This window comes from Laceyella sacchari (assembly GCF_024927925.1).
Taxonomy (GTDB): domain Bacteria; phylum Bacillota; class Bacilli; order Thermoactinomycetales; family Thermoactinomycetaceae; genus Laceyella; species Laceyella sacchari.
On record NZ_CP103866.1, the window covers coordinates 2,451,766 to 2,477,879 of the forward strand.

Below are 26,114 nucleotides of genomic sequence, written 5' to 3' on the forward strand. Positions count from 1 at the left end.
CCTCCTATCTATGGAGACCAACCAGGCTTAAAATCTCCTCCTGTTTCGCAAACATTTCTTTCTCTTCTTCTTTGGTCTCATGGTCATAGCCAAGCAGATGTAAAAAGCCATGGACAGCCAAAAAACCTACTTCACGGTCCAGGGAGTGGCCATACGCTTCAGCCTGCTCCTTGGCTTTGGGAAGGGAGATCACGATATCGCCGAGTGCCACTCGCTCTTCTTCCTCATCGATCACCCATTCCTCATCCGGCTCCCACAACGGAAAGGAGAGGACATCCGTCGGTCTGTCCACATCGCGATATTCTCTGTTTAATTGATGAATGCGTTCATTATCCACAATGGTTACCGAGACTTCGACGGGCGGCAGTTCTTCCACCTCTGCCGCCCGATTGAGCGCGGCTTCCACCCAGTTGATCGCATGTTGTTCATCTGGTGTCAATGTTATTTCCACATTTAGCTCGATCTTACACTTCATCCTTGTTTTGCTCCTTTGACGGGTTCTTCCGGATATTCGATTCGTGAATGGAAAATGCCTTGCAGGGTCTCACAAATCGAGTTAGCAATGATTTCCAACTCTTTCAAGGTTAAATCACATTCGTTGAATTGTCCATCTTCCAAGCGATCCCGGATGATCTTGTGAACCATGTTTTGAATGCGCGACGGCGTCGGCCGCTGCAACGAACGAACCGCCGCTTCGACGCAATCGCAAATCCCCACGATCGCCGCTTCTTTAAACTGTGCTTTCGGTCCTGGATAGCGGTAATCTTCTTGACGCACCTGATCGCCATCTCTTTCCTGCTGCAATGCTTTGTAGTAGAAGTATTTGATCAAGGTCGTCCCATGGTGCTGTGCCGCGATATCCTGGATCTGCTTGGGGATTTTATGTTGCTTCAAAATCTCTACACCATCCCGCGCATGGGAAATGATGATCGTTTTGGACAAGTTAGGTGAAATCTTGTCATGGGGATTTAAGCGTTTCAGTTGGTTTTCAATGAAAAACTGCGGCCTCTTCGTTTTCCCGATATCATGGTAATACGAACCCACGCGGGCCAACAACCCATCTGCCCCGATCGCTTCCGCAGCCGCCTCAGACAAATTACCAACCATGATTGAATGATGATAGGTACCCGGGGTTTTGATTAACAACTCCCGCAGCAACGGATGGTTTGGATTACTGAGTTCGATCAAGCGCATGGGAGACAGGATGCCGAACACCGTTTCAAAGTAGGGCAAAAAGCCCATTGTCAACACGGCTGAAAACAACCCAGAGAGCACGCCAAAAGCCAGCGATTGGAGTAGAACCGTCCAGGTCCCCTCTGAAGGCAACATAAAATGCAAAGCGGTAATCGGAAACATACTCGCCACGGCTGCAACCGCCCCCGCCTTCAATATGGCGCCACGCTTGCGCATATCAGTCAAAGCGAACGCCGCGGCGGTACCGCTGATCAAAGAGACCAATCCATACCGGAAATCGAACAACAAATGGTTCTCTCCATTAAATATCATGCTTGCGGCCACAGCCAACAGCATGGCACAGACGATGGCGAGCTCCATATTTAAAAGCAGGGTGATCAACATGGTTCCCAAACCGATCGGAGCCAGATAGCCAATCATACTCCATTCCAAATTTTGCCCAAAGGCGATAAACTTCATCCCCACAAGGGTTAACAACAACACACTGAACAACAGAACTAGCCTTGCGTTGTTCCGGAATACGGAGCGGTGAAAACGGCGAATGTAGAAGAACAGGGCACTTAACAAGGAAATCACCAGCAGGCCTAAGCCCAAGTGGGGCAAAAAATTGCTGTCCTTGCGTAGCAACCCCAACTCCTCCAGCTTGCGGTATTGGTCTTCTGTAACCACTTCACCCAACGCGACGATAATTTGTCCCTTGTTGATCGGGATCGGCCGAACAGCCTCTCTGGCCGCATCGCGCAGTTGTTCCGTCTGCTTCTCATCGTAAAATTCGTTGGCCACAATGCTTTTTTTGGCAATCTCCCTAAGGACGACCCGCGCCTTGGAGTCCAATGAATTTTCAATCATCGTAGCCAAAATCTTGTCGTCGACGGATTCGCGCTTCTCCTTCAATTCAGATTGGCGAACACCTTTTTCCAAAATGTCATGAACAATTTCACGCGCTTTCAAACGTACATCCGTCAACGCTTCAGGAGACAAGGTGGACAGCGTATGGTAGAAGGACTCTGGAAAATCATCCGAGATCGTTTCATTCAACACCGTCTTCACTTGTTTTTCCTTTTGGGCTTGGGACAGGCCGTCATCGGAAAGGATTTTGCGGATATCCGCGAAAAAACGGTCAATCTTGTCTATCTGTTGATTGGTCAACCGATCATCCTTGGCATAAACCCGGTCCACCTTCTCTGCCGCCTGTTTCTTGGCTTCTTCGGTAGCCGTCAAGTCAATCTTAGTCACTGGAGAGACGATGGTTTCCGGACTCACCATGCCCGTTTGTATCTCTACCCGCTCAGGTAAAATATGTTTTATGAGCAATAAATAGAACGCGATCCCAAAGATCGCGTATAACAACAAATGCATGCGTATGCTCGTTTTCCATCTGTCAGTGAACCATGACAGCGCGCCTGTGGATGACGGTTCCTTTTTCTCTTTCATCGTTGAACCGGCTCCTTATCTCTTATTCCTGATTTTCATCAAGCTCGTATGCATCAATAATCTTCTGCACCAACGTGTGGCGCACAACATCTTCCTGCCCCAGATGGATGAACTTAATTTCGGGTACCCTAGCCAAAATACGCTCGGCTTCTTTCAGACCCGACTGCTTTCCTCTGGGCAAATCCACTTGGGTCACATCCCCCGTTATCACCATTTTGGAACCGAAGCCCAGACGGGTCAAGAACATCTTCATCTGTTCCGGCGTAGTGTTCTGCGCTTCATCCAAAATGACAAACGAATCTTCAAGCGTTCTTCCCCGCATATACGCCAACGGAGCAACCTCGATCAGACCTCGTTCCATCATCTTGCTCACTTGTTCGGTACCCAACATGGTGTATAAGCTATCATAAAGCGGACGGAGGTACGGATCCACTTTCTCTTGCAAATCACCGGGCAAAAACCCTAAGTTTTCACCTGCTTCCACCGCCGGGCGGGTGAGGACGATTTTCTTCACCATATGTGACTTTAATGCCGACACCGCCATCACGACAGCCAAAAAGGTTTTACCTGTCCCCGCAGGTCCGACACCAAACACGATGTCCGACTTTTTGATGGCGGAAACATAATGGCGCTGTCCGATGGATTTGACACGCACCGCTTTCCCTTTTTGCGTGACGCCGACTTCTTCTTGAAACAGATCCAACAAGTCGTCAACCATGCCTTGCTTGGCCAAACGGTGGGCATAAATGACATCCCGGTCAGTCAAAGTCATTCCTTTGCGGATCAGCTTCAACAAAACGTTGAACAACGGCTCCAAGACGTCCGTTTCTTCCTTCGGCCCTTGGATCACAATCTCTTCGCCGCGTGAATGGATCTTTGCGTTGGTGTTGGCTTCAATCTGCTTCAAATGCGCATCTTGTGGCCCAAACAGGCTAAGCGCTTCCGCGGTATCCCGCACTCTGATTTTCACTGTGGTTTCATGATTTTGCAATGGCTCATTCTCCTTGCAGAATCGGTTGTTTTTTAACGATATCCTCAATCACATCAAAGTGTACTTTCAAATAAACTTTACCATTCTCCACGCGAGTGTGCAAAACTTTTTCCCCAAGAATCCGTCCGTCCCGCCCCAATTTTTGCCGCATTTCGTCGCTGGCCCTCGCGCGTCCAAGCTGAATCGCTTGCTTCGGTTCCCACTTCTCCTCCACCCATTCGACTTCCATAATTTCTTCTTCTATATATCCAACCGGCAAGGGCCATTTCCCGACGTACAGGGCATAAGCGCGCTCCTTTGTCTCGTGTTTGGCGAAACCCACCGGTTCCCCCCATGGATTTGGAATCACCCAGCCAAACAGGTAGGGGCGCTTCCGTTTCACCTTTGCACCCGTATACACTTTGCGCTTACGTTCAAGCGGCACGGACACATCTGATTCGTACCACACTTCCCCCCACACTTTACCTTGGGCTCCCACTATTTTTCCCGATTTGGGGTCATCTTGATTACCATAGATGCCGGATACCAAAATTTGCCCCTTTTTGACCACATCATTCACTTCTACTTGGGGATTTCCACGGATGACCTGCATATCGTATATGAGCGCATTTTTGGTTGATACCAAATGAACGGGACCCGCCCCGGCTTCGTCTCCCCCCGGCCGACCCACTTCTTTTTTTTCGACCACGGTAACTACCACGCGTGTCCCTTCTACGCGCATGCCAATCCAAGCTGCCTGCGGCAACTGCATGAGCAATTGGTGTTGCACCTGTTCGCGGTCTGGAAGGTTTCCTTTCCACTGACCGCGATATACCCCTTCCCGTTTCAAGAGTGCTTGTACATGTTGCGCTTGAATGCGTTCAGTGCCCTCAATCTGAACATTCCAGATGAATGAACTCAACGTCACCAACATCAAGAAAAAAAGAGGAATGCCGATGAAGAAGAATTTCCTGCGCTTCGCCCGCTTCCATAGAAACGGCACCCCTTCTTTCCGCACCATGCGCATCCGAACCCCCGTTTGCCGGCCCAAGGCGTACAGGCGAAAAAAATGCGGCAGGGGGACAGTGAGGCGGATGGTTCCACTGTCTTCCCAGCGTATGTGTTCCAATGGGATTTGTGCTTGCACAGCTTGGTTTATCCAATCGAGTAACCGTTCCCCTTTGCAGACCAATTCCACTTTTCCGTAGATGGATTGCACATGTGCTCGCCCCTTACTCCTCATAACTCAATGAATGTATCTGGCCTTCGATCAATATCATGCCAGGCGTTATCGTTTTAATGTTCAGACTTTGGCCGCGGATTGACAGCCGCCCTTGCGTGAGCTTCAACGTCAATTGCTGGGGCTCAAACCGCTCCACATCGCGAATGTTCTCCACAAGACATTGGGAGCTTCCCAACATTTCTACACGCGGCAGTTCTTGCGTCACATCCGCCGGCAAGTCGAAAAAATCAGATGCCCATTTGCGCATATATGTTTGCACCCTTTTCTTCTTCTTGCTAACTCTTATGCCTGGTTGGCTTCGTTTATGAAAAGTAAAAAGCGGCACAACCAAAGTTGTGCCGCTTGCACCAACGTATTAGATTTTCATATCTTGTTGTGCTTGAGATATCAAGCGCTTGGTGATCTCTCCACCGACTGAGCCGTTTGCACGGGACGTCGTGTCTGACCCTAGATTCACCCCAAACTCAGCCGCAATCTCTTCTTTAAATTGGTTGAGCACCTGAGCCGCACCCGGCACCAATAAGCGGTTACGATTGGATCGGGCCATCCTCCCCACCTCCTTCATGTTGGTACACTTAGTATGAAAAGAAGAAGATGGGACTAACAGGGATAATTGTTTCCAAGCTTACCGAAACAACCCAAATCGCCGATATGGACGCAGAGCACGCGGCCGATCGAGGATTTCTTTGATGACAAACGCCTGTTTTAACGAGTGGGCTCCCAATGAAGGAAGCTTCTTCGGCGGGGTTGTTACCTCTTGCCGCGCTTCATCCACTTTCAACCCGTTCCGTTCCTTGTTCCTCATGATTCGCCATCCTGTGCTTGATCTTGACTGATGGAACGGCGCATTTTGGTGTCGGCTTCAATGTTTTGCAACGCATAATAATCCATGAAACCCATTTTGCCCGACCGGAGCGACTCTGACAGCGCCAGTGGCACTTGCGCTTCCGCCTCGATCACTTTAGCTTGCATCTCTTGCACCTTGGCTTTCATCTCTTGTTCAAGTGCAACGGCCATGGCACGGCGCTCCTCGGCTTTGGCCTGCGCAATCTTCTTATCGGCTTCCGCTTGGTCGATCTGCAACTTCGCCCCGATATTTTCCCCGATATCGACATCGGCGATATCAATGGACAAAATTTCAAAAGCAGTGCCTGCATCTAACCCTTTGGACAAAACCATGTTGGAAATCATGTCAGGATTTTCAAGCACTTCTTTGTGACTGTCTGCCGAACCGTTGGTGGTAACGATCCCTTCGCCGACGCGCGCGATAATGGTTTCTTCCCCCGCTCCCCCGACCAGGCGATCGATATTGGCGCGAACTGTAACCCGTGCAATCACTTTTACCTCGATCCCGTCTTTACACACCGCCGAAACAACCGGGGTTTCAATCACCTTGGGATTAACGCTCATTTGTACTGCTTCCAACACATCCCGTCCGGCAAGGTCAATTGCCGCAGCCCGTTCGAACACGAGGTCAATGTTGGCCCGCTGCGCCGCAATCAGGGCATCCACCACGCGGTCCACATTCCCTCCTGCCAGATAGTGTGTTTCCAACTGTGACAAATCAACGGTCAACCCCGCCTTGCGCGCTTTAATGAGCGGATTAACAATGCGGGCAGGGACAATACGGCGTAACCGCATCGCGATCAATGTGGTAAGCCCCACATATACGCCGGAAGCCATTGCGCTGATCCACAACATGACCGGCACAAAAGAAAAGAGGATAGACAATCCAATAATCACGAGGATGACAATAAATCCAAATCCAATGATGCTTGTTTCCATATAATCACTCCTTTTAGCTTTCAAACACGGAGATGCAACACTTTATACATACCCGATTTTTATTCATCTGCAACATATTTTCGGACGACTACTCGCATGCCATCGACCGCAATCACTTTCACTTTGGCTCCCTTGGGAATGATATCGCCTTCACTCACAACATCTTCTTTGCGTTCGCCAAACTGGGCGTATCCGGACGGACGAAGCGGGGTGATAGCAATTCCCTCCTTCCCCAAGAGCCACTTTCGGTCTTCCGCGGACACATAGCCCGCCTCATTAGTTTGTTCGTCTCGCAGCACTAACTTATTCCAACCGATCTTCAGACCAAAGAATTTAAACAGGATCCAAATCACAACCAAAGCCAACAAAAAGCCACATCCCACCACCCACAAGCTGGAGGCAGTCATCACCAAGGAGGCGATGAGAGCAATGCTCCCCAAAGCCCCCATAATCCCGAGCGTGGGCAACAGCATCTCCAGAATCAACAGCACGATCCCGAGCACGAATAGGCTTGGTGGCTGCCAGCCCATGGGCTCCGCCATCCAGACAGCCCAAAAATAGGCAAAGAACATTAAGCCACCAACAAGTCCGGGGAAAATCAAGCCGGGGGACAGCAATTCGACGGTCAAGCCAATCAAACCAACCGATAAGAGCAACGTCATGACGACGGGATGAGTCAACAACTGAGCGAATTCTGCCATCTGTGTTCTTACTCCCTTCGCTTGTTATAAAAAAACAGCGTGTCATGGACACGCTGTTACGAACCCAAAGCCTCCGACACCAAACGGTTGACCAAACGGCCATCCGCGCGTCCTTTCACTTTAGGCATGATGGCACCCATCACTTTACCCATATCCGCTTTGGATGAAGCGCCGACTTGCTTCACGGCCTCAGCCACAATTGCGCGAACTTCCTCTTCACTCAATTGTTCAGGTAAGTATGATTCCAGGATAACCATCTCTTCTTTTTCTTTTGCGGCTAACTCGTCACGCCCGGCTTTTTCATATTCTGCGATGGAATCCCGCCGTTGTTTCACTTGTTTCGTGATGACGTCAAGGATTTCGTCATCGGTGAGCGGACGGCGTTTGTCGATCTCCACTTTTTTCAACGCCGCTTTGAGCATGCGGATGGTGGAGAGCTTGCCTTTGTCTTTATTTTTGAGAGCCAACTTCATATCTTGATCCAATTGGGTTGAAAGACTCAACTGTTGACACCTCACTACCTGCTACGCTTTCTTTTGCGAGCGTTGGCTTCCGCTTTTTTCTTACGGCGCACGCTGGGCTTTTCATAGCGTTCGCGATCTCTCACATCTCTTAAAACGCCTGCTCTTGCGACATCACGCTTAAAACGACGCAAAGCGGCATCCAGCGATTCATTTTTACGCACTCGGGTTTCAACCATGCTATTCCCTCCCTCCACGGGTCCGTTAGGCCGCTTGGGCGGGCAACCTAACTCAAGGAAAAGACCCACACATTTCCACGCAGTTAGCGGCCTCATCCCCTCAGGAGGATCAGCACCAACAACACCTGCAAATGTGAAATTGCCAACGATGCCCAACTTCAGAGCAGAAACCCTGACAAAACCGTTGGAATGTAAGCAGTCAACTTTTATTATAACTTAGCATGCCGGCTTATGTCAAAATCAGCCTGGCGGCCAAGTCAAAGTTCTGCCACCAATCACATGAAAATGAATGTGATGGACGGTTTGTCCACCATCTTCCCCTATATTATTTACTACACGGAAGCCCTTCTCAGCAAGCCCCAATTCACGGGAAACCGTCTGAACAGCTGAGAAAATTTTCCCCAGCAGGACATGGTCCTCCGGCGCAATTTCCATCAGCGAGGCGATGTGGCGCTTAGGAATAACTAGCACATGCGTTGGCGCAACTGGCGAAATATCGTGAAACGCCAGCACATGCTCATCCTCATACACTTTTTTGGATGGGATTTTCCCTTCGACGATTTGACAAAAAATGCACTGTTCCATCTGTTAACCTCCACTGGAAAAACACACCTGATCATTCACCCATTTTTCCCAAGAACATATGATATAACACTCTTGCACAGGAAGGAGACGCAGGCCATGTCACAACCATCTTCCACTCGCGCATCACACCTGACGCGAATGATTCGCAAAATCGTCAAAGAAGAACTCGCCTCCATATACAAAAAAAAAGAAAACCCGCTCAGTAATCTAGAGGCCGAGCACGAAGCTGACGATTTATTCACCCAATTCACCGCGCCACGGTTGGCAGAAGATTTGGACACTGGAACTTGGCACATTTTCGGCGCGACAGAGCCCCGCTCCTCTAATCGTCCTGAACAAGCTCGCGCCCTGCCCGGATTTCCAGAGTTGTACCATCCTGATTTCAGTGAGCTTGAAAGCCCACCCTATCTCCCAAAATTCCCGAAGCACACCAAGCGGTGAATCTCCCTTCCTGCACACGTTGCATGGGATGATGATCCGGTTCAAGGGTTTGAAGCTGGCAGACAACATGGCCCGGAGCCGATTTTTGAGTCTAATCACACAGTCAGTGACTCAGCCGCCGAACGCCGGCAACGGGCAAGTCCTTGCCATCACCAGAATGACAGCTCTACGGCGACAACTTGATCGAATCCTTCCAGTCACTGAAGTTTTCAAAAATCTCGCTCATCGGGAATTGTCCACAGCTTGGTTGCCCTTGTCTAAGGGCTTATTTTCATTTTACTGGTCATTCCCCCTCCCTGTCCACCATATACATGTGAAAAGGACAAGGAGGTGCGCCATGGTTTGGACTGCGATTATCCTGCCATTTTTTATCGGCTTAACCATTTTTCTATATGGTTTGGGGTGGATGCGGACGGGGTTGGAAGCTCTCGCCCGCGAAAGATTGCACCACATCTTGCTCCGTTTCACCCGCACCCCGATCCGCGGATTTGCCACCGGGATCGCCACCACCGCCTGCCTGCAAAGCAGCACCGCAGTCACTGTGCTTACGATCGGGTTTGTTAATGCAGGCATTCTATCTTTTGCCCACTCCATCGGCATCATTCTGGGCAGCAATATCGGCACGACCGTTACCACACAGCTGTTGACACTAAAAATTGAGGATTTCGCGGTTCCGCTTATGATCATCGGCCTCATCCTGCGCGTGTTTCAGCATGACACCTTGCGTCTCATAGGAAAAGTCCTGATCGGTTTTGGGGCGATCTTCTGGGGCATCCACTTAATGCAAACGATTAACGATCCTTTGAGAGAAATGGGCTGGGTGGAGTGGTTCATCCAACACAGCGGCAATCCCATCGTCAGCGGATTGCTTGTCGGAATGCTCTTGACCGCGCTGATCCATAGCAGTAGCGCATGCATCGCGATCGCAATGGGATTTTACGCCACGGGGGTTATCACCCTTCCCTTTGCAATCGCAGTGGTGTTCGGCAGCAATGTCGGGACTTGCGTCACGGCGATGATCGCATCGGTGGGAGCAAATATCGCATCCAAGCAAGTCGCGCTCGCCCATTTATTGCTCAATGTAGCCGGAACAGCCATTTTCACCCCTCTGATTCCGTTCATCAGCGAAATCAGTCCCTATCTGTCCTCAGATCCGGCAACACAAGTGGCACACATTCAAACCCTGTTCAACATCATTTGCTCCATTGCCGTGATGCCGTTTTGCCATGAATTCGCGTCATTCATTTCCCGCTTGGTACCCGATGAATCGACGGCGTGGAAAAAAGCAACTGCTGTCCCCGCTACACGGCGTCAATAAGCATTCGTGCCTTTACCGCCACTGACAATAGCGACACTGGCGCTGGCGCCGATGCGGTTGGCGCCGGCCTGAATCATTTGCCACGCTGTCTCTTTATCACGCACGCCTCCGGAAGCTTTCACTCCCAAATCCGAACCCACCGTTTGCCGCATCAGGCGAACAGCTTCAACGGTGGCGCCTCCTTTGCCAAAACCGGTGGAAGTTTTCACAAAGTGGGCCCCCGCCGCTTTGGCTTGCTCACACGCAGCCACAATCTCTTCCTCTGTCAAAAGCCCTGTTTCCAGAATCACTTTAACCAACGCACCATCGGCCGCCTCAACCACGGCACGGATATCTTCCTTTACTGCTTTCACATCGCCCGATTTGAGTGCGCCTACATTGATGACCATATCAATTTCGCTCGCCCCATTTTGCACGGCGTTTTTGGTTTCAAACGCTTTGGTTTCAGGCGTCGTCGCCCCCAGTGGAAAACCTACCACCGTGCAAACAGCCACATCACTGCCTGCCAAGCGGGACGCCGCTTCTTTGACCCAATATGGATTGACACATACCGAAGCGAAACCGTGCTCTTTTGCCTCTTGGCACAACCGGGTCACTTGCTCTTTGGTCGCATCTGCCTTCAGCAACGTATGGTCAATCATCGCTGCCAACTCTTTAGCGTTCATCCTTGCTCTCCATCCTTTCTCATTGATTCCAGTTTGTCCAGAGCCAATTTGAGTACTTCATCATTGTTATCGTAACCCATTGTCGTTTGTTTCTCCCATGCCTCCGCGAGCGAGCACCAAACAACGCCGTTAATTTCCGCCAATTGTGGGGTTTCTTCGCCCGAAATGGCTCGAACGAGATAGTAATGAACCGTTTTTTCCACGGTGCCATGCTCTTCATGCGTGTAAGCATATGTAATCGTTTGCAAGAAAGAAACAATCTTCCCTTCGATACCCGTCTCTTCAAGAATTTCCCGCAAAGCAGTCTCTTCATCCGTCTCTCCGGCTTCTTTTTTGCCTTTGGGCAGGGTCCAACGGCCAAACCGGTCTTCAATCATCAGGACTTCCAACCCGTGGGGCCGTTCGCGATAGACCACGCCACCTGCCGAAATCTCTTTCATTTGCGTCCTCCCTTTCCTTCTGGTTGAAGGCGTGTCACTCAATGTTGCCGCCACCATGCATCAGCGATCATAGCACAGTCAAGGAACCGGCACAAGATTCAGCGCCTCGCGGTGTTGTCTTTGGGTATGCCGACTTGCCGATGCAAAAAAACAGCCGGACTCCCAAACTTGGGAGCTTCACGGCTGTTCCTCTTGACTGGCATTAACCGACACGCGCTGGCCGTGGCACATCATCAACTACGCGGACAAATGTGCCCAGGCAATATTCAGGCGATGCAACCTTATCGATCCGCACGCGGCATACTTTCCCCACCATCTCTTCCGTCGCCGGGAACGCCACTTGCAGATAATTATCGGAATACCCCATATACAACCCACTCGTCGGGTCTTCTTTGTATGGACGCTCCGGAATCACTTCCAGCACATCGCCGACAAATTTTTGCGCGTATGTCACCGTCAAGCGTTCCGAAAGCTCGATCAATTTGCGAACGCGCTCATGTTTTACTTCTTCCGGCACTTGATCCGGCATGCGCGCAGCAGGCGTCCCTGTCCGTTTGGAGTAAGGGAAGACGTGCATTTGATACAGTTTCAGCTCTTCGACGAAACGATAGCCATTATTAAACTGCTCTTCGGTCTCGCCTGGGAAACCTACAATCATGTCAGTGGTGATGGCCAAATTGGGCATCGCCTCATGCAATTGCATGATCTTCTCTTTGAATTCCGCTGTCGTGTATTTGCGTCTCATCCGCTTCAACACTTCGTCATCCCCAGCTTGGAGAGGAATGTGCAAGTGGCGGCACATTTTTTCAGACGCATTCAACACTTCGATCACGCGCTCATCGATCTGGCTCGCTTCAATCGAACTGATCCGCACCCGATTAAGCCCCTCGATTTTGTCCAAATCCCAGAGCAGGTCGGCCAACTTGTAGTTTTCAAAGTCCTCGCCATATCCGCCCGTGTGAATCCCGGTCAAAACAATTTCCTTATAACCGGCAGCCACAAGCTGGCGGGCTTGGTTCAAGACGTTTTCCGGTTTGCGGCTACGGGAAAGACCTTTCGCCCACGGGATGATGCAGAATGTGCAGAAGTTGTTGCACCCTTCTTGGATTTTCAGCGATGCGCGGGTCCGATCAGCAAAGTCGGGCACATCCAGCTCTTCATACTCGCGCTGTTTCATGATATTGCCAACCGCATTGATCGGCTGGCGCTGAGCCAAATACTGCTCTACATACTCTGTCAGCTTGTCGCGCCCCTGGGTGCCAACCACGATGTCCACCCCTGGGATCGCCGCCACTTCCGCAGGCGACGTTTGCGCGTAACAACCGGTCACAGCGATCACGGCGTCCGGGTTACGTCGAATCGCACGGCGAATCACTTGCCGGCTCTTTTTGTCGCCTGTGTTGGTCACCGTGCATGTGTTGATGAGATACACATCTGCCTTGTCTTCAAAATCCACCCGGGTATAACCCGCTTTCATAAACAGTTGCCAGATCGCTTCTGTCTCATATGCGTTCACTTTGCATCCCAACGTGTGAAACGCAACTGTTCTCATGTTATTCACCCCCTAAATCTTGCCTTGCGAACAAGATGCACGATAGCGCCATCAGCGGCGCCGTCTCTGTTCGCAATATACGTGAACCAAGCGAGATCGGCACTGCGCCGGCCTCCTTCGCTTCCTCGATCTCCGACTCCGTAAACCCACCTTCCGGGCCCACGATCAACAAGATCTCATCCTTGGCTGAGGCCATCGCTTCGGCCAAGGGGAGACCTCCTTTTTCATACGCAATCCATGCGCATTCCCGATTCCCGATTTCTTGCAAGAGCGCTTTCCAGGACATTGGGGTGGCCACTGTCGGCAGCTTGCCCCGATGGGCTTGTTCAGCTGCCTCTTTCACGATCCGCTCCCACCGTTCCCGTTTCTTGCCGATTTTGCGAGCGTCGATTTTCACAATACTCCGCTCCGACGAAAACGGCAAAAAGGCGGAAGCACCCAACTCCGTTCCTTTTTGCAAAATCCACTCCAACTTGTCCCCTTTGGGCAAGGATTGTGCAATCAGGACTTTCGTCCGGGGCTCTCCCCGCGAAGGCGTCCGCTCAACGATACGGGCTATGATCTGGTCACCATCGATGGATTCAATCTCCGCCAGATAGTCTAAGCCCTGTCCAGCGCAACAGATGATTCGGTCACCCGGTTTGTTGCGCATCACGTTTTTTATGTGATGGACATCATCTCCGACCAGTCGAATGGATGTCTCCACGATTTGTTCTTGAGCAATGAAATATCTTTGCATTTGACACTCCTACCAGTCTACCATTTTTTTGCCGCAATGGCTACCCAGCCATCTTGGTGAATGGTTTCCATTACTTCAAGTCCCATCATGGTGAGCGCTTCTTCCACGAGTTCCCGTTTCTCCTCAATAATACCGGAAGCGATAAACACTCCGCCAGGAACCAAAACACGCGGTAAATCATGAACAAACTTCAATATGATTTCCGCCAGGATGTTGGCTACTACTACTTCAGCCGTATCGGCCACGCCCTTGAGCAAATCCCCCTCTTTAGCGGTCACTTGTGCCGACAATCCGTTGATGGCGATGTTCTCCTGCGCTTTTTCCACCGCCACCGGATCCAAATCCAAGGCCATAACCGGTCCGGCTCCCAGTTTACCCGCAACAATGCTCAACACCCCACTTCCGCATCCCACGTCAATAACTCGCTGTTGCGGCTGAAGGTATTTCTCCAGCAAACAGATGGACAGAACAGTAGTCGGGTGGGTACCGGTGCCGAATGCCATACCAGGATCAAGCTCGATGACATGCTCATCCGCGGATGTCGGTTCATGGGTTTCCCAATGGGGTTTGATAACAATGCGGTCGGTCACCCGGATTGGCTTGTAATATTTTTTCCATTCATCCGCCCACGCGGATTCATTCACTTCTTGTGTCGTGACAGCGGCTGGTCCCACATCGAATCCAGCAGAGCGTAAATCCTCTAACCGTTGTTTCACCTGCGCGACAAATGCGTCCGCATCCGGGCAAACCAACGATGATAGATAGGCTTTCACGCGCACACCCTCTTGCGGATAATCGTCTGGAGACAATTCAATGATCTCCCCATACCAGTTGTCCCACTCGCGGTGAAGCACTTCAGGGTCTTCGATGGAAACCCCATCGCCGCCGAGGTCTTGCAAAATATAGCTAACCGCCTCCGTCGCCTCTTGGCTGGTATGGACACATATCTCGATCCAATTCAACTCAATCCCTCCACATGATAAAGAAAAACGGGCAAAGATGCCCGTTTACCTTCATTATTCGCCGCGAAACGCTTGTTTCATCTTATCGAAGAAGTTGTTGGACTGCTCTTGGTTGATGTATTCACCGCAAAGCCGGCTGAACTTGCGCAGGGCTTCTTTCTGCTCTTCGGTCAGCTTGGTTGGTGTGACTACGCGCACTTTGACGCGCAGATCGCCTTCGCCATATCCGCGTAAACGCGGTACCCCTTTTCCTTGCAGGCGGAACTCCGTACCGGTCTGCGTACCCGCCGGAACCTTCAAGCGTGCACGCCCGTTCAAGGTCGGCACGATCACCTCATCGCCCAAAGCAGCTTGGCCGAAGGTGATTGGCAGTTCGCATGTCAGATCATCGCCATCCCGCTTGAAAAACTCATGCGGTTTGACATAAATCGTGATGTAGAGGTCCCCCGGCGGTCCACCGTTCACTCCCGGTTCGCCTTCACCGCTTACCCGCAATTGCGCCCCTTCATGGATACCAGCCGGAATTTTGACGTTGATCTTTTTCTTCTTCTTCACTTGCCCTTGGCCGGAACAATTGGTGCACTTCTCCCGGATCAATTGGCCCGTCCCATTACAAGCGTGGCAGATTCGGCGATTGACTACGCGGCCGAATGGTGTGTTTTGCACCACTTCGGTTTGTCCGCTTCCTTGACAGACGGAACAGGTTTCCGGCTTGGTTCCCGGCTTGGCTCCCGAACCGTGGCACTGATCGCATGTTTCGGTACGCGGAATGACGACATCCACTGTTTTACCGTAAACGGCATCTTTGAATTCGATCTGCAGGCGGTATTCCAGATCAGCGCCTTGACGTGGGGCATTGGGATTATTGCGTCTTCCTCCACCAAAAAACATATCAAAAATGTCCCCAAACCCAAAGTCAGCGTCAAATCCGGCACCCGCACCGCCACCGCCGCCGAAACCACCGGTGGGATCAGCATGACCGTAGCGATCGTAATTTGCTTTTTTCTGCGGATCGCTCAATACTTCATATGCTTCTTTCACTTCTTTAAACTTTTGTTCTGCATCCGTATCTTTGTTCACGTCTGGGTGATACTTGCGTGCCAATTTTCGGTAGGCCTTGCGAATCTCATCATCAGAAGCATTGCGGCTAACACCCAGAACTTCATAAAAGTCACGTTTGCTCACCGGGTCACCTCCTCTTCTATCTCAACCCATCTAAACTACGATATCCACAAAAAATGGAAAGCCAAGCCAAGGCAGAGCCTCGACATTGACTTTCCAGTCGAGGAGAACTCTTCCCTTCTCCTCTTTATTTCTCTTCGTCTTTCACTTCTTCGTACTCGGCGTCGACGACATTGTCGTCTTTTTTGCTTGCAGAAGCTTGTGCTCCTGTGCCTTGGTTTGCTTCTTGTTGCATTTTTTCATACAGTTTTACAGATAATTGTTGCACAGCTTGCTCCAAGACTTCAATACCTTTTTTGATTTCTTCTTGATTATTGTCTTCAAGAGCTTTTTTCAGGTCATCTTTCGCTTTGTTTGCTTGCTCCAGTTCAGCTGCTCCCACTTTGTCGCCGAGATCTTTGATCGTTTTCTCAGTGGTGAAGATCAGTTGATCCGCTTTGTTGCGAAGCTCGACTGCCTCTTGGCGCTTTTTGTCTTCTTCAGCGTGCAATTCCGCTTCTTTCACCATGCGTTCGATCTCTTCATCGCTCAAACCGCCCGAAGATTGGATCGTGATCGCTTGGCTTTTACCTGTTGCTTTGTCTTTTGCCGAAACGTGCACAATCCCGTTGGCGTCGATTTTGAAGGTCACTTCGATTTGCGGAACACCGCGTGGTGCCGGCGGAATGTCAGTCAGCTGGAACCGGCCGAGCGGCTTGTTGTCAGCTGCCATTGGACGTTCACCTTGCAGAACGTGAATGTCCACGGAAGTTTGGTTATCAGCCGCGGTGGAGAAAATTTGCGATTTCTCGGTCGGGATCGTCGTGTTACGCTCGATCAATTTGGTGAATACGCCGCCCAAGGTTTCGATCCCGAGTGACAGCGGAGTTACGTCCAACAGAACGATGTCTTTCACGTCACCGGACAAGACACCACCTTGGATCGCTGCACCCATCGCTACGACCTCATCCGGGTTTACCCCTTTGCTCGGCTCTTTACCGATCAGGCGTTTGATCGCTTCTTGCACGGCAGGAATCCGAGTCGATCCACCAACCAGAATCACTCTGTCAATGTCGTTTGGTGTGAGTCCGGCATCGCTCAATGCTTGACGGGTTGGAACCATGGTACGTTCAATCAGATCAGCGCTCAATTCTTCAAATTTAGCGCGAGTCAATGAAACTTCCAAGTGTTTCGGACCGGTCGCGTCAGCGGTCAAAAACGGCAGGGAGATGGTTGTGGTCAACACACCGGACAAGTCTTTTTTCGCTTTTTCCGCTGCGTCTTTCAGGCGTTGCATTGCCATTTTGTCATGGCTGATGTCAATGCCGTTTTCCTTTTTGAACTCTTGTACGAGGTAATCGATGATGACTTGGTCAAAATCGTCACCACCCAATTGGTTGTCCCCGCTGGTCGACAACACTTCAAACACGCCATCGCCCAGTTCCAGAATCGATACGTCGAAGGTACCGCCACCCAAGTCGAAGACAAGAATTTTTTGGTCTTCCGTCTTTTCCATACCGTATGCCAACGCCGCTGCTGTCGGCTCGTTGATGATACGCAGTACTTCCAAACCAGCGATCCGACCTGCATCTTTGGTCGCCTGACGCTGGCTGTCGTTGAAGTAAGCTGGAACGGTAATGACCGCTTGCGTCACCGGTTCGCCCAGGTAAGCTTCCGCATCAGCTTTCAGCTTTTGCAAAATCATTGCGGAAATCTCTTGTGGGCTGTATGATTTATCATCAATGTCCACTTTGTGGTTCGTACCGATATAGCGTTTGATAGAAATGATGGTTTTCTCTGGATTGGTAATAGCTTGGCGCTTGGCGGCTTCCCCTACCAACCGTTCACCCGTTTTGGAAAACCCAACCACTGAAGGGGTGGTTCGTCCGCCTTCTGCGTTTGGGATGACGACAGCTTCATTGCCGTCCATAAATGCTACACATGAGTTGGTTGTCCCTAAGTCAATTCCAATCACTTTACCCATTGACTGTTAACCTCCTACTTCAACCTTTGCGTAAGTAGTATTTTTATTGGCTCACTTTAACCATTGACGGGCGGATCACACGGTCTTTATAACGGTAACCCGCTTGCAGCTCCTCTACAATCATACCCGGCGCCAAATGCTCCGCCTCGACTTGCATGACCGCGTTATGTTCATGCGGGTTGAATGGCTTTCCTTCAGTTTCGATCATCGTCAAACCGGCTTCGGACAGAACATTTAAGAATTGACGATATACCATCTCAATTCCTTCTTGCAACATTTTCGCGTCTTTACTTTGATCGGCCGCATCCAAGGCGCGTTCAAAGTTGTCAAGTACAGGCAAGATACTTTCCAAGAAAGGAACCACCGCGTATTTCACGGCATCTTCCTTATCCTTGCGGGCGCGGCGGCGGAAATTCTCCAAGTCGGCGAGAGCGCGCAGATAAAGCTCACGGTGTTGTTCCGCTTGGCTTTTCCATTTCTCCGCCAGCAACTTGGCCTCTTCCAGCTCTTGCTCAAGGGATTTTTCGGGCGAGGATGCCTCGGCGCCGGTATGTATACTTTCCTGCTCCTCGAATGGACCTTCATTCGAGGGTTCCTGGCTTCCAGTTGGATGCTGAAGCTCTTCATTTTCATGCTTCATCATTGACAGGTCCTCCTATGTTAGAAAACAGGGTCTTCTTTCATTTGCACGATCGTGTGGATGCGCAAAATCGCAACAGCCACTTCGCCAGCCGTTTTAAGCGCATGCGCTTTGACCGGAAGAGGGTCGACTACCCCCATCTCAATCATATCCGCAACGATCCCCCGATCGCAATCGATTCCCAAGGAATCAGACTGGCGTTTCAATTGCAATGCTTTGACTGCCTCGATTTTTTCCAAGGGGTTAAACCCAGCGTTGGCGACGACCTGGCTCATCGGGCGTTGCAACGCTTCGGACACCGCCGACACGCCAAACCGTTCCATCCCCTGCACTGTGTTACGGAAATGCTCAACATCCCGGGCAATCGCCAATTCCACGGCACCGCCGCCCGGGACAAATCCACCATGAATGGCCGCTTGCACCGCAGAAGCTGCATCTTTGCAAATCCGTTCGCGTTCTTCGACCACTTCATCTGTCGCTGCTCCGACCAATATCGTGGCGAACGGAGTACCTTGTCCGCCGCTGATACGGATTCTGGACAGCGCTTCATCATCTTCCACTTCAGTGCATAGACCGAGCAGGGCTTCAATCTCCTCCGGACTTTTCTTCAGACCGCTCCGTTTGATTTGGCGTGCTCCAGTATATTCAGACACTTTGTTCAGCTCTTCTTTCGCCACCTCGGCCGCCACGATCACTCCCGCGTCTGCAAGAACTTCTTCCGCATGGGGATCGACGGCCCCTTCCGTAACGATAAGGCCTACATTTAAATGAATCAAGTGCTCCAGCATGACATAAAATTCTTCCCGCAGGCGTTCCTTGCGGCTGAACGCTTCATCCGTCCGCACATCGTCAGAGAATGCCTCCGGCTCCAATGCGTCGGCCAGCACCAACACCCGCGCGTTTTGCCGTGTCCGCGGCATCTGGGAATTCATCCGCGGTTTGCTGACAACGATCCCAGCGAACACCTTACTTTCGATGCGTGGATGGGCAACCACGCAACTGGATAGTTTAAATCCTTTTTCCAACAACTTCTCGCGCCCCATCAAATGCGCCGCTTCCATGACGGCCAAAGTGATGTCCTCATTTTCGCGGCTAGCGGTGAACGCGATCCGTTGCAACCATTCGTCATCCATCTCATAAATCATGCGGGCCCGTTCCTGCATCTTAATCAGGGCGAAGCGGGTTCCGCGCTGAATCCCGGTAATCACTTTAGTCACAGGGACGCCCCGCAATACCTGCTTCAGCCCTTCATCAACAAGCGCGGACGCAAGCAGGGTGGCGGTTGTCGTTCCGTCACCCACTTCGGCCTGTTGCGCTTTGGCCACATTGACGATCATTTTGGCTGCTGGATGATTAATCGCCATCCGATCTAAGATGGTCACCCCGTCATTGGTCACAACCACTTCATTTTTGGAATTGACAAGCATCGTGTCAAGACCTTTGGGGCCCAGCGTGGGCGCAACCGCTTGCGAGACAGATTTTACAGCTTGGGCATTAGCTTGAAGCGCTGACAGGAACGGTTTTTCTTCGTCTTGGTGTAAGTGGACTTTATCCGGCACCGGATTTCTCCTTCCTTTCACTTTGGCGCAGGGGGCGTCACTTTTGGCAACCCCTTATACGCGTGATGCATCCTAATATGCTTAGTTTATTCTTTTTCATAGAGCGTGCTCAACCGTCTGGAGAAATCTTTTGCCAAAAAATCAAGAATTCCAATGACGCGCCCGTAATCCATCCGAGTCGGGCCGAGCACCCCGATGGTTCCAACCGGTTTGCCGTTTATCATATAAGAAGCGGAGATAACGCTACAATCTTGCACAGCTTTCAAATCATTCTCATAACCAATTCGCACTTGCACCCCGTCCGTCTTATGCTTCAACAGTTGAACTAACCCATCGTTGGCTTCCACGAGATCCAAGATCGACTTCATTTTATCCACATCGCGAAACTCTGGCTGTTCCAAGATGCGCGTCGTCCCGCTCGTGTAAACCCGGTCTTCCTGTTCCGTGTGCAATAGTTGATTGGTGAGGTCAGACAACTTCTCAAAGTGATCGACATGCCGTTGCAATTCATCCGTCAACTCTTGCGCCACGATCTGATCCAAACGAGAGATCAAGGCACCGCTTAAGCGGTGATTCAGGAGATTAACCAACTTCTCCAGCGTCGACCATGGAATGTCCTCTGGCAACAAGAGCCGTTGTTGATACACATGGCCCGTATCAGTCACCAAGATGGACACCGCCAGCCTGTCGTACAGTGGTATGATGTGCAGGTGCTTAAGCCGACTCTCTGACAAGTTGGGGCCCAGGATAAATGTCATGCAATTGGTCAAGTAAGCGAGAATGGAATTCATGTGCTTAATGGCTTGCTCCACATGATCCACTTTATAAGCATAAAAATCATGCAATGCCATCAGATCATCTTTCGACCACATATATGGTTTCAACAGATGATCGACATAGAAACGATACCCTTTCTGCGAAGGTATGCGACCGGCAGATGTATGTGGTTGCTCCAAAAAACCCATCTCTTCCAAATCGGCCATCTCATTGCGGATGGTCGCCGCACTCACATTGACCCCTTTCTTTTTGGAAACGGTACGTGAGCCGACAGGTTCTGCTGAGATAATGTAATCATCAATAATAGCCCAGAGAATCCGTTTTTGGCGCTCGGATAACATCTGCCTCCCCCCTTTGTTAGCACTCCTTATGGTCGAGTGCTAAAATACTAATTTTAAATTACCAAAGGGGCGAAATGATGTCAATCTATCCGTTTATAATTCAATCCCACCAATGAAGTCGACAAACACTTCATTGCCAAAAATCAATCCTTTTTCCGTTAAACGGTAGCGATCTCCGCTCCGCTCAAGCAATCCTTTGTTCATCAGTGGTGTCAGAACCTGGCCAAATGCTCGCTCCAACTCCATCCCGTACAAGCGCGCAAACTTCTCCCGGCTCACTCCTTCCATCAACCGTAAGCCCAAGATCATGAAATTCTCCATCTCTTCCTCGCGAGTCACTTGATAACTCTCTTGGATGGGAAGTTGGTTGTCCTGCAACCGTTGAATATATTCTTTGACACCTTTGATATTGGCGTGGCGCCGTTTAAGCACATAGCCGTGCGCGCCTGTTCCCAGGCCGTAATACTCTTCATTCAGCCAATAAGTCCGATTGTGGCGGCTTTCATAGCCTGGTTTGGCAAAGTTGCTCACTTCATACTGCGCATACCCTTGTTCGGCCAAATAGGAGCGGGTCAATTGGTACATGGCCAACTCCGCATCCTCCGATGGCAACGGCAGCTCTTTGCGCTCTTGTAAATGATGGAACAATGTCCCTTCTTCCACTTTTAAGCTGTAGCAAGAAAAGTGTTCTGGCGCCAATGCGACCGCTTCTTTGAGTGTTGTTTCCATGTCATCGACGGTCTGCGTTGGCAAACCAAACATCAAATCGAGCGACAGATTATTATAGCCGGCCTGCCGTGCCAACTCCACGCCGCGTTTAATCTCTTCCACCCCATGGACCCGGCCGATTCGTTCCAGCAAATCCGGACGGAACGTTTGCGCACCAAAGCTGATCCGGTTAATCCCGCCTTCTCTCATCACCCGAAGCAATTCAGGGCTGGTTGTTCCCGGATTGGCTTCAATGGTAAATTCGATGTTTTCATCCCAGTTGGGAAAATGGCGCCGGACACTTGCCAAAAGGCGCTCCATCTGTTTGGGCGTCAACACCGTTGGCGTCCCTCCGCCGATGAAGATGGACCGGATAATTCCCGGAGGGGTGTTGGCCACTGTCAGGGCCATCTCTTTATCCAGTGCGGACACATAATCGTCCACAGGTTGTCCTCCCACAGCATAGGCTGTGAAATCGCAGTAATGGCACTTGTGCGTGCAAAACGGGACATGTATATAGACGGCTTGGGGAGCCATAAAGTTTCTCCTCCTTATTGAAATGATTGCTCAAAAAAGCCGCAAGCGGACTCATTTCCCGCCTGCGGCTTACCCTCACTTGTTGTCATCGATCTTGAGAACCGCCATGAACGCTTCTTGTGGGACTTCCACACTTCCCACCGCTTTCATGCGCTTCTTCCCTTCCTTCTGCTTCTCCAGCAGTTTCCGTTTTCGGCTGATGTCCCCACCGTAACATTTGGCCAACACGTTTTTGCGCATCGCGCTGATCGTCTCCCTGGCGATGACTTTGTTGCCAATCGCCGCTTGGATCGGCACTTCAAACATCTGGCGTGGAATCAGTTTGCGCAACTTCTCGGTCAGCGCACGTCCGCGTTGGTATGCGCGATCACGATGGACGATGAAAGACAGCGCATCCACCACTTCTCCATTTAAGAGAATATCCATCTTCACCAAATTGGAAGCCTTATAACCGATCAATTCATAATCGAAGGAGGCATATCCCTTGGTGCTTGATTTCAATTGATCGAAGAAGTCGTAGACGATTTCAGCCAACGGCAATTCATAGGTTAGCGTCACCCGGTTGGTATCAAGATAATTCATGTCGAGGTAGTTGCCACGCTTGTTCTGGCAAATCTCCATCACCGTGCCGACATAATCGTTAGGCACCATGATCGATGCTTTCACATAAGGCTCTTCAACGCGATCGATCTTCTGCATTTCCGGCATCAGGGTCGGGTTCTCAATCTCCAGCACCTTGCCGTCCGTTTGATATACTTTGTACACTACGCTCGGCGCAGTCGTAATCAATGGAATGCCGAACTCCCGCTCGATCCGCTCCTGGATGATCTCCATGTGCAACAGCCCCAAAAATCCGCAACGGAAACCAAAGCCGAGCGCTGTTGACGTCTCTGGTTCATAGGTGAGTGAAGCATCGTTTAGTTCCAGCTTTTCTAACGCCTCCCGCAGATCATCGTACGCTGAGGACTCCACTGGATACAGCCCGCAAAATACCATCGGATTGATCCGCCGGTATCCGGGCAAAGGCTCATCGGCAGGATTGTTGGCATCTGTAATCGTATCGCCGACACGGGTGTCGCGTACGTTTTTGATGTTAGCCACCACAAAGCCAACCTCGCCCGCCGATAACTCGTTCATGATCACCGGATGAGGAGCAAACGCGCCCACTTCGGTGATGTCGTATTCCTTTTCCGTGGCCATCATCCGCATGCGCATACCTTTTTTGATCGTACCGTCCACCACCCGCATGTAGATGATAACTCCTTTGTAGGGATCGTAAACGGAGTCAAAAATCAGGGCTCTGAGCGGAGCATCTGGATCGCCTTCTGGCGCGGGCACCTTTTCCACCACCTGCTCCAAAATCTCCTCAATCCCGATCCCCGCTTTGGCCGAAGCGAGCACTGCATCGCTGGCATCAAGACCGATGACGTCTTCCACTTCTTTCTTCACCCGTTCGGGGTCTGCGCTGGGCAGGTCGATTTTATTAATGACGGGAATGATCTCCAGATCGTTCTCCAACGCCAGGTAAACGTTGGCCAGCGTTTGCGCTTCCACGCCTTGGGATGCGTCCACCACCAAGAGCGCTCCTTCGCACGCCTGCAAACTGCGGGACACTTCATACGTGAAGTCCACGTGCCCCGGTGTGTCAATCAGGTTCAAAATGTATTCTTTCCCGTCTTTGGCCTTATACGGCAGGCGCACGGATTGCAATTTGATGGTGATGCCGCGTTCTCGTTCCAAATCCATTTTGTCCAAGAACTGATCTTGCATTTCCCGCTCGCTAAGTGCTCCGGTCTTCTCAAGGATCCGGTCGGCCAAGGTGGACTTGCCATGGTCGATATGTGCGATAATCGAAAAATTGCGGATGATTGCTTGTCGTTCTCTCTTATCCATTCCCGTTCATTTCCCTCCTGCGTGCATAGCAAGACTGCATTGCTTAATTATAACAATCTGCCCCCCGCTCTTCAATGCATTTCCTGTTCACCTACCAGTTAACCATAAACGGGCAAAAAAAATAAGGCTGTCACTCAGCCCAACGAAACATCCACGCAGCCAATTCGCGTGTAAATTGCCTGATCCCCGCGCCTACTTCATTGCCCATGGCCGCCATAAGATTGGTGCCCTGCCGCACCTGCGCAACCACTTTCTCCTGATTGGCCACCGATGCGGGGTGTTCGGTCTCTACTGTTTGCCCCAAAACAGCGATTTCTATCCGTCCCTGCGCTGTCGGGGTGATCTGTATCGCACGCGGCGCTCCCTCCGTCCCTTGCATCGCCTGCATATTTTTTTCCGCATGGCTAATGCCGATGCCGATGCCAACCATGAGCATAATGATGAGACAACAACATTGCAGTATGACGCGCACTTCACTCACCTCACCGCCCGTTCGAGACAGGTTTGGCCTTACCGATTCGTTCCGCGATGACGCGGGCCAACACCTCTACCGAACGGTTCGCTTCTTCAAACGTATTATCCACCCCCCCAACCTCAACGAGCAGGCTGTTGGGTGACAACGATTGGTTATACTCTCCGTTGTTCCCCTTTTCGCGCTTTTTAATAATCACCGTGCTGCAAATTCCGGGAACCACCTCGTTCAGCCGTTTGTACAACTCGCGCGCCAGCCGCAGATTTTCCTCATAGTTCTTGCTTTCCCTACCCACCACAAAAGCGAGCCGGGCATAGGTTTTGCCATTCACCACTTTGGTCGTCTTGGGGCGCCGTTGGGCATCGCGATGTAAGTCAATCAAATAGGTGACATCCTCATATTGCGCCATGGCGGCCTTTACCATTTTTCGCGATTGGACATACGAACCGGAATTCCATGTGTATTTTCGTTTGACGGTCACCGCCCCCACACCCATCTTCTCCAGTTGGTTGGCCATATGCTTGGATACAGTGGTAATATTTTTCCGTACGTCGGAAGCCAAGCGGGGATCTTTCTTTCCTAACTCCGGCAGATAAGACTCCCAAAAATGCGTATTGTAAATCAACACTTGTTTATTTTTGATCGAACCGGTGGGACGTTCATTCAAATCTTCATCGGGGTCTTCCATCGCTTTGATGATCTCTTGCTCCAATTCTGGAGGCGGCGGGGATTCAATCGGAATCGATGTGTAATCAAAATCGCTGTTCGCCACATCGATTTCACTGTCAAACAAGTCATACATGGGAAGCTCCTTTCCCAAATACGTGCGTGGGTCTCTCAGATCAATGCTAGTAGCTAATTCCAAAGCCATTCGAGACGCGATCTCTTCCATTCCGGCTTCCTGCATCTTTTCTTGCAAATACGGGATATTTTCACTCATCGCCATCAACAGCGTTTTGGACGAGATATGGGAGGTGATGCGGCTAAATTCTGCAGAAGCCAATCGGCTTTTGGCTTGTCCCATGGCAAGCGCTCCCGCCAAAGCGAAAGTAAAGGCGACAGCCAAACAGAGCAGGACGAACGTCTGCCTCGTCCTGGGTTGCGACATGTTGACGGTGATAAAGCTGTGATACCGTTTTTTCACCAGGTCCACCTTCTATCAATTCATCTCTTCCACAACTTATGAGAGACGAAATCGAAGTAGAACCTAGCACGCTTCATTTCAAAGGCTGATAGAAAAGAGAGCGCCATCCTTCGGCAAAAAGAAAAGGGCCATGCCGGCGCAAAACAGCCGTTCATGACCCATCTTCCAC

At 50.8% G+C, this 26,114-nt stretch carries 28 protein-coding genes; 2 read left to right on the forward strand and 26 right to left on the reverse strand.

Going from position 1 to position 26,114, the window contains the following annotated elements:
• Window positions 1-4: 4 nt before the first annotated feature.
• The 12 genes from ybeY to NYR52_RS11965 form a co-directional block, all read right to left on the reverse strand.
• A complete protein-coding gene (gene ybeY / locus NYR52_RS11910) occupies window positions 5-475 on the reverse strand; it encodes an rRNA maturation RNase YbeY (protein WP_132222520.1) in 471 nt (156 codons plus the stop codon).
• A complete protein-coding gene (locus NYR52_RS11915; RefSeq protein WP_259435709.1) occupies window positions 472-2,628 on the reverse strand; it encodes an HD family phosphohydrolase in 2,157 nt (718 codons plus the stop codon). The genes ybeY and NYR52_RS11915 overlap by 4 nt, the downstream gene beginning before the upstream one ends.
• A 22-nt stretch (window positions 2,629-2,650) precedes the next feature.
• On the reverse strand, window positions 2,651-3,619 hold the full coding sequence (locus tag NYR52_RS11920; RefSeq protein ID WP_132222524.1) for a PhoH family protein: 969 nt from the start codon (window positions 3,617-3,619) through the stop codon (window positions 2,651-2,653).
• A gap of 4 nt (window positions 3,620-3,623) precedes the next feature.
• A complete protein-coding gene (gene yqfD, locus NYR52_RS11925) occupies window positions 3,624-4,817 on the reverse strand; it encodes a sporulation protein YqfD (protein WP_158283359.1) in 1,194 nt (397 codons plus the stop codon).
• 13 nt (window positions 4,818-4,830) lie between these two features.
• Window positions 4,831-5,088 (reverse strand): sporulation protein YqfC, encoded by a 258-nt coding sequence (yqfC, locus tag NYR52_RS11930; protein ID WP_035951802.1) that lies wholly within the window; start codon window positions 5,086-5,088, stop codon window positions 4,831-4,833.
• Window positions 5,089-5,196: 108 nt separating this feature from the next.
• Window positions 5,197-5,388 carry an alpha/beta-type small acid-soluble spore protein gene (locus tag NYR52_RS11935; RefSeq protein WP_022736650.1) on the reverse strand — a complete coding sequence of 64 codons (192 nt, stop codon included), beginning with the start codon at window positions 5,386-5,388 and terminating at the stop codon, window positions 5,197-5,199.
• Window positions 5,389-5,466: 78 nt separating this feature from the next.
• Complete coding sequence (locus NYR52_RS11940) at window positions 5,467-5,646, reverse strand: hypothetical protein (protein ID WP_259435710.1); 180 nt, start codon at window positions 5,644-5,646, stop codon at window positions 5,467-5,469.
• On the reverse strand, window positions 5,643-6,626 hold the full coding sequence (floA, locus tag NYR52_RS11945; RefSeq protein ID WP_132222530.1) for a flotillin-like protein FloA: 984 nt from the start codon (window positions 6,624-6,626) through the stop codon (window positions 5,643-5,645). The genes NYR52_RS11940 and floA overlap by 4 nt, the downstream gene beginning before the upstream one ends.
• Window positions 6,627-6,685: 59 nt before the next feature.
• Complete coding sequence (locus tag NYR52_RS11950; RefSeq protein WP_132222532.1) at window positions 6,686-7,327, reverse strand: NfeD family protein; 642 nt, start codon at window positions 7,325-7,327, stop codon at window positions 6,686-6,688.
• 56 nt (window positions 7,328-7,383) lie between these two features.
• Window positions 7,384-7,830, reverse strand: a complete 447-nt coding sequence (locus NYR52_RS11955; protein WP_022736654.1) for a GatB/YqeY domain-containing protein — start codon at window positions 7,828-7,830, stop codon at window positions 7,384-7,386.
• 14 nt (window positions 7,831-7,844) lie between these two features.
• A complete protein-coding gene (gene rpsU, locus NYR52_RS11960; RefSeq protein ID WP_022736655.1) occupies window positions 7,845-8,027 on the reverse strand; it encodes a 30S ribosomal protein S21 in 183 nt (60 codons plus the stop codon).
• Between the two features lie 240 nt (window positions 8,028-8,267).
• Complete coding sequence (locus tag NYR52_RS11965) at window positions 8,268-8,612, reverse strand: histidine triad nucleotide-binding protein (RefSeq protein ID WP_132222534.1); 345 nt, start codon at window positions 8,610-8,612, stop codon at window positions 8,268-8,270.
• A 96-nt stretch (window positions 8,613-8,708) separates the two neighbouring features.
• On the opposite strand from NYR52_RS11965, the gene NYR52_RS11970 reads away from it, so the two are divergent.
• Both NYR52_RS11970 and NYR52_RS11975 read left to right on the forward strand, forming a co-directional pair.
• On the forward strand, window positions 8,709-9,053 hold the full coding sequence (locus NYR52_RS11970) for a hypothetical protein (RefSeq protein ID WP_132222536.1): 345 nt from the start codon (window positions 8,709-8,711) through the stop codon (window positions 9,051-9,053).
• A gap of 337 nt (window positions 9,054-9,390) precedes the next feature.
• Window positions 9,391-10,371: a Na/Pi cotransporter family protein gene (locus NYR52_RS11975; protein WP_132222538.1), complete on the forward strand. Its 981-nt coding sequence runs from the start codon at window positions 9,391-9,393 to the stop codon at window positions 10,369-10,371.
• On the opposite strand, the gene deoC is transcribed toward NYR52_RS11975, so the two are convergent.
• From deoC to spoIIP, 14 genes are all read right to left on the reverse strand, one after another.
• Window positions 10,365-11,036: a deoxyribose-phosphate aldolase gene (deoC, locus tag NYR52_RS11980; RefSeq protein WP_132222540.1), complete on the reverse strand. Its 672-nt coding sequence runs from the start codon at window positions 11,034-11,036 to the stop codon at window positions 10,365-10,367. The genes NYR52_RS11975 and deoC overlap by 7 nt on opposite strands.
• Window positions 11,033-11,476, reverse strand: a complete 444-nt coding sequence (locus tag NYR52_RS11985; protein WP_132222542.1) for an NUDIX hydrolase — start codon at window positions 11,474-11,476, stop codon at window positions 11,033-11,035. The genes deoC and NYR52_RS11985 overlap by 4 nt, the downstream gene beginning before the upstream one ends.
• A 202-nt stretch (window positions 11,477-11,678) precedes the next feature.
• Window positions 11,679-13,028: a tRNA (N(6)-L-threonylcarbamoyladenosine(37)-C(2))-methylthiotransferase MtaB gene (gene mtaB / locus NYR52_RS11990; protein ID WP_132222544.1), complete on the reverse strand. Its 1,350-nt coding sequence runs from the start codon at window positions 13,026-13,028 to the stop codon at window positions 11,679-11,681.
• Window position 13,029: 1 nt separating this feature from the next.
• Window positions 13,030-13,767: a 16S rRNA (uracil(1498)-N(3))-methyltransferase gene (locus tag NYR52_RS11995; RefSeq protein WP_132222546.1), complete on the reverse strand. Its 738-nt coding sequence runs from the start codon at window positions 13,765-13,767 to the stop codon at window positions 13,030-13,032.
• A gap of 17 nt (window positions 13,768-13,784) precedes the next feature.
• Window positions 13,785-14,729, reverse strand: a complete 945-nt coding sequence (gene prmA, locus NYR52_RS12000) for a 50S ribosomal protein L11 methyltransferase (RefSeq protein WP_132222548.1) — start codon at window positions 14,727-14,729, stop codon at window positions 13,785-13,787.
• A 54-nt stretch (window positions 14,730-14,783) separates the two neighbouring features.
• Window positions 14,784-15,914 (reverse strand): molecular chaperone DnaJ, encoded by a 1,131-nt coding sequence (dnaJ, locus tag NYR52_RS12005; protein WP_022736664.1) that lies wholly within the window; start codon window positions 15,912-15,914, stop codon window positions 14,784-14,786.
• Window positions 15,915-16,038: 124 nt separating this feature from the next.
• Window positions 16,039-17,874, reverse strand: coding sequence for a molecular chaperone DnaK (gene dnaK / locus NYR52_RS12010; RefSeq protein WP_132222549.1), 1,836 nt, complete (start codon window positions 17,872-17,874; stop codon window positions 16,039-16,041).
• Window positions 17,875-17,917: 43 nt separating this feature from the next.
• Window positions 17,918-18,517 (reverse strand): nucleotide exchange factor GrpE, encoded by a 600-nt coding sequence (grpE, locus tag NYR52_RS12015; protein ID WP_246026939.1) that lies wholly within the window; start codon window positions 18,515-18,517, stop codon window positions 17,918-17,920.
• Between the two features lie 17 nt (window positions 18,518-18,534).
• Window positions 18,535-20,073, reverse strand: coding sequence for a TCP-1/cpn60 chaperonin family protein (locus NYR52_RS12020; RefSeq protein WP_132222551.1), 1,539 nt, complete (start codon window positions 20,071-20,073; stop codon window positions 18,535-18,537).
• An 86-nt stretch (window positions 20,074-20,159) separates the two neighbouring features.
• Complete coding sequence (hrcA, locus tag NYR52_RS12025) at window positions 20,160-21,191, reverse strand: heat-inducible transcriptional repressor HrcA (RefSeq protein ID WP_106341466.1); 1,032 nt, start codon at window positions 21,189-21,191, stop codon at window positions 20,160-20,162.
• 93 nt (window positions 21,192-21,284) lie between these two features.
• A complete protein-coding gene (hemW, locus tag NYR52_RS12030; RefSeq protein ID WP_132222553.1) occupies window positions 21,285-22,436 on the reverse strand; it encodes a radical SAM family heme chaperone HemW in 1,152 nt (383 codons plus the stop codon).
• Between the two features lie 75 nt (window positions 22,437-22,511).
• Complete coding sequence (gene lepA / locus NYR52_RS12035) at window positions 22,512-24,329, reverse strand: translation elongation factor 4 (protein WP_132222555.1); 1,818 nt, start codon at window positions 24,327-24,329, stop codon at window positions 22,512-22,514.
• 130 nt (window positions 24,330-24,459) lie between these two features.
• Window positions 24,460-24,810: a DUF3679 domain-containing protein gene (locus NYR52_RS12040; RefSeq protein ID WP_259435711.1), complete on the reverse strand. Its 351-nt coding sequence runs from the start codon at window positions 24,808-24,810 to the stop codon at window positions 24,460-24,462.
• A gap of 1 nt (window position 24,811) precedes the next feature.
• A complete protein-coding gene (gene spoIIP, locus NYR52_RS12045; RefSeq protein WP_259435712.1) occupies window positions 24,812-25,945 on the reverse strand; it encodes a stage II sporulation protein P in 1,134 nt (377 codons plus the stop codon).
• Window positions 25,946-26,114 lie beyond the last annotated feature (169 nt).

Excerpts from the sequence above, each read along its gene's own strand:
- NYR52_RS11940 (WP_259435710.1), bottom strand. The coding sequence starts at position 5,646 with ATGAGGAACAAGGAACGGAACGGGTTGAAAGTGGATGAAGCGCGGCAA.
- hemW (WP_132222553.1), bottom strand. The coding sequence starts at position 22,436 with ATGGCTCCCCAAGCCGTCTATATACATGTCCCGTTTTGCACGCACAAG.
- NYR52_RS11950 (WP_132222532.1), bottom strand. The coding sequence starts at position 7,327 with ATGGCAGAATTCGCTCAGTTGTTGACTCATCCCGTCGTCATGACGTTG.
- deoC (WP_132222540.1), bottom strand. The coding sequence starts at position 11,036 with ATGAACGCTAAAGAGTTGGCAGCGATGATTGACCATACGTTGCTGAAG.
- hrcA (WP_106341466.1), bottom strand. The coding sequence starts at position 21,191 with ATGTTATCCGAGCGCCAAAAACGGATTCTCTGGGCTATTATTGATGAT.
- grpE (WP_246026939.1), bottom strand. The coding sequence starts at position 18,517 with ATGATGAAGCATGAAAATGAAGAGCTTCAGCATCCAACTGGAAGCCAG.
- ybeY (WP_132222520.1), bottom strand. The coding sequence starts at position 475 with ATGAAGTGTAAGATCGAGCTAAATGTGGAAATAACATTGACACCAGAT.
- yqfC (WP_035951802.1), bottom strand. The coding sequence starts at position 5,088 with ATGCGCAAATGGGCATCTGATTTTTTCGACTTGCCGGCGGATGTGACG.
- NYR52_RS11935 (WP_022736650.1), bottom strand. The coding sequence starts at position 5,388 with ATGGCCCGATCCAATCGTAACCGCTTATTGGTGCCGGGTGCGGCTCAG.
- NYR52_RS11975 (WP_132222538.1), top strand. The coding sequence starts at position 9,391 with ATGGTTTGGACTGCGATTATCCTGCCATTTTTTATCGGCTTAACCATT.
- NYR52_RS11970 (WP_132222536.1), top strand. The coding sequence starts at position 8,709 with ATGTCACAACCATCTTCCACTCGCGCATCACACCTGACGCGAATGATT.
- rpsU (WP_022736655.1), bottom strand. The coding sequence starts at position 8,027 with ATGGTTGAAACCCGAGTGCGTAAAAATGAATCGCTGGATGCCGCTTTG.
- mtaB (WP_132222544.1), bottom strand. The coding sequence starts at position 13,028 with ATGAGAACAGTTGCGTTTCACACGTTGGGATGCAAAGTGAACGCATAT.
- NYR52_RS11915 (WP_259435709.1), bottom strand. The coding sequence starts at position 2,628 with ATGAAAGAGAAAAAGGAACCGTCATCCACAGGCGCGCTGTCATGGTTC.
- NYR52_RS11985 (WP_132222542.1), bottom strand. The coding sequence starts at position 11,476 with ATGAAAGAGATTTCGGCAGGTGGCGTGGTCTATCGCGAACGGCCCCAC.
- NYR52_RS11995 (WP_132222546.1), bottom strand. The coding sequence starts at position 13,767 with ATGCAAAGATATTTCATTGCTCAAGAACAAATCGTGGAGACATCCATT.
- lepA (WP_132222555.1), bottom strand. The coding sequence starts at position 24,329 with ATGGATAAGAGAGAACGACAAGCAATCATCCGCAATTTTTCGATTATC.
- floA (WP_132222530.1), bottom strand. The coding sequence starts at position 6,626 with ATGGAAACAAGCATCATTGGATTTGGATTTATTGTCATCCTCGTGATT.
- NYR52_RS11965 (WP_132222534.1), bottom strand. The coding sequence starts at position 8,612 with ATGGAACAGTGCATTTTTTGTCAAATCGTCGAAGGGAAAATCCCATCC.
- dnaK (WP_132222549.1), bottom strand. The coding sequence starts at position 17,874 with ATGGGTAAAGTGATTGGAATTGACTTAGGGACAACCAACTCATGTGTA.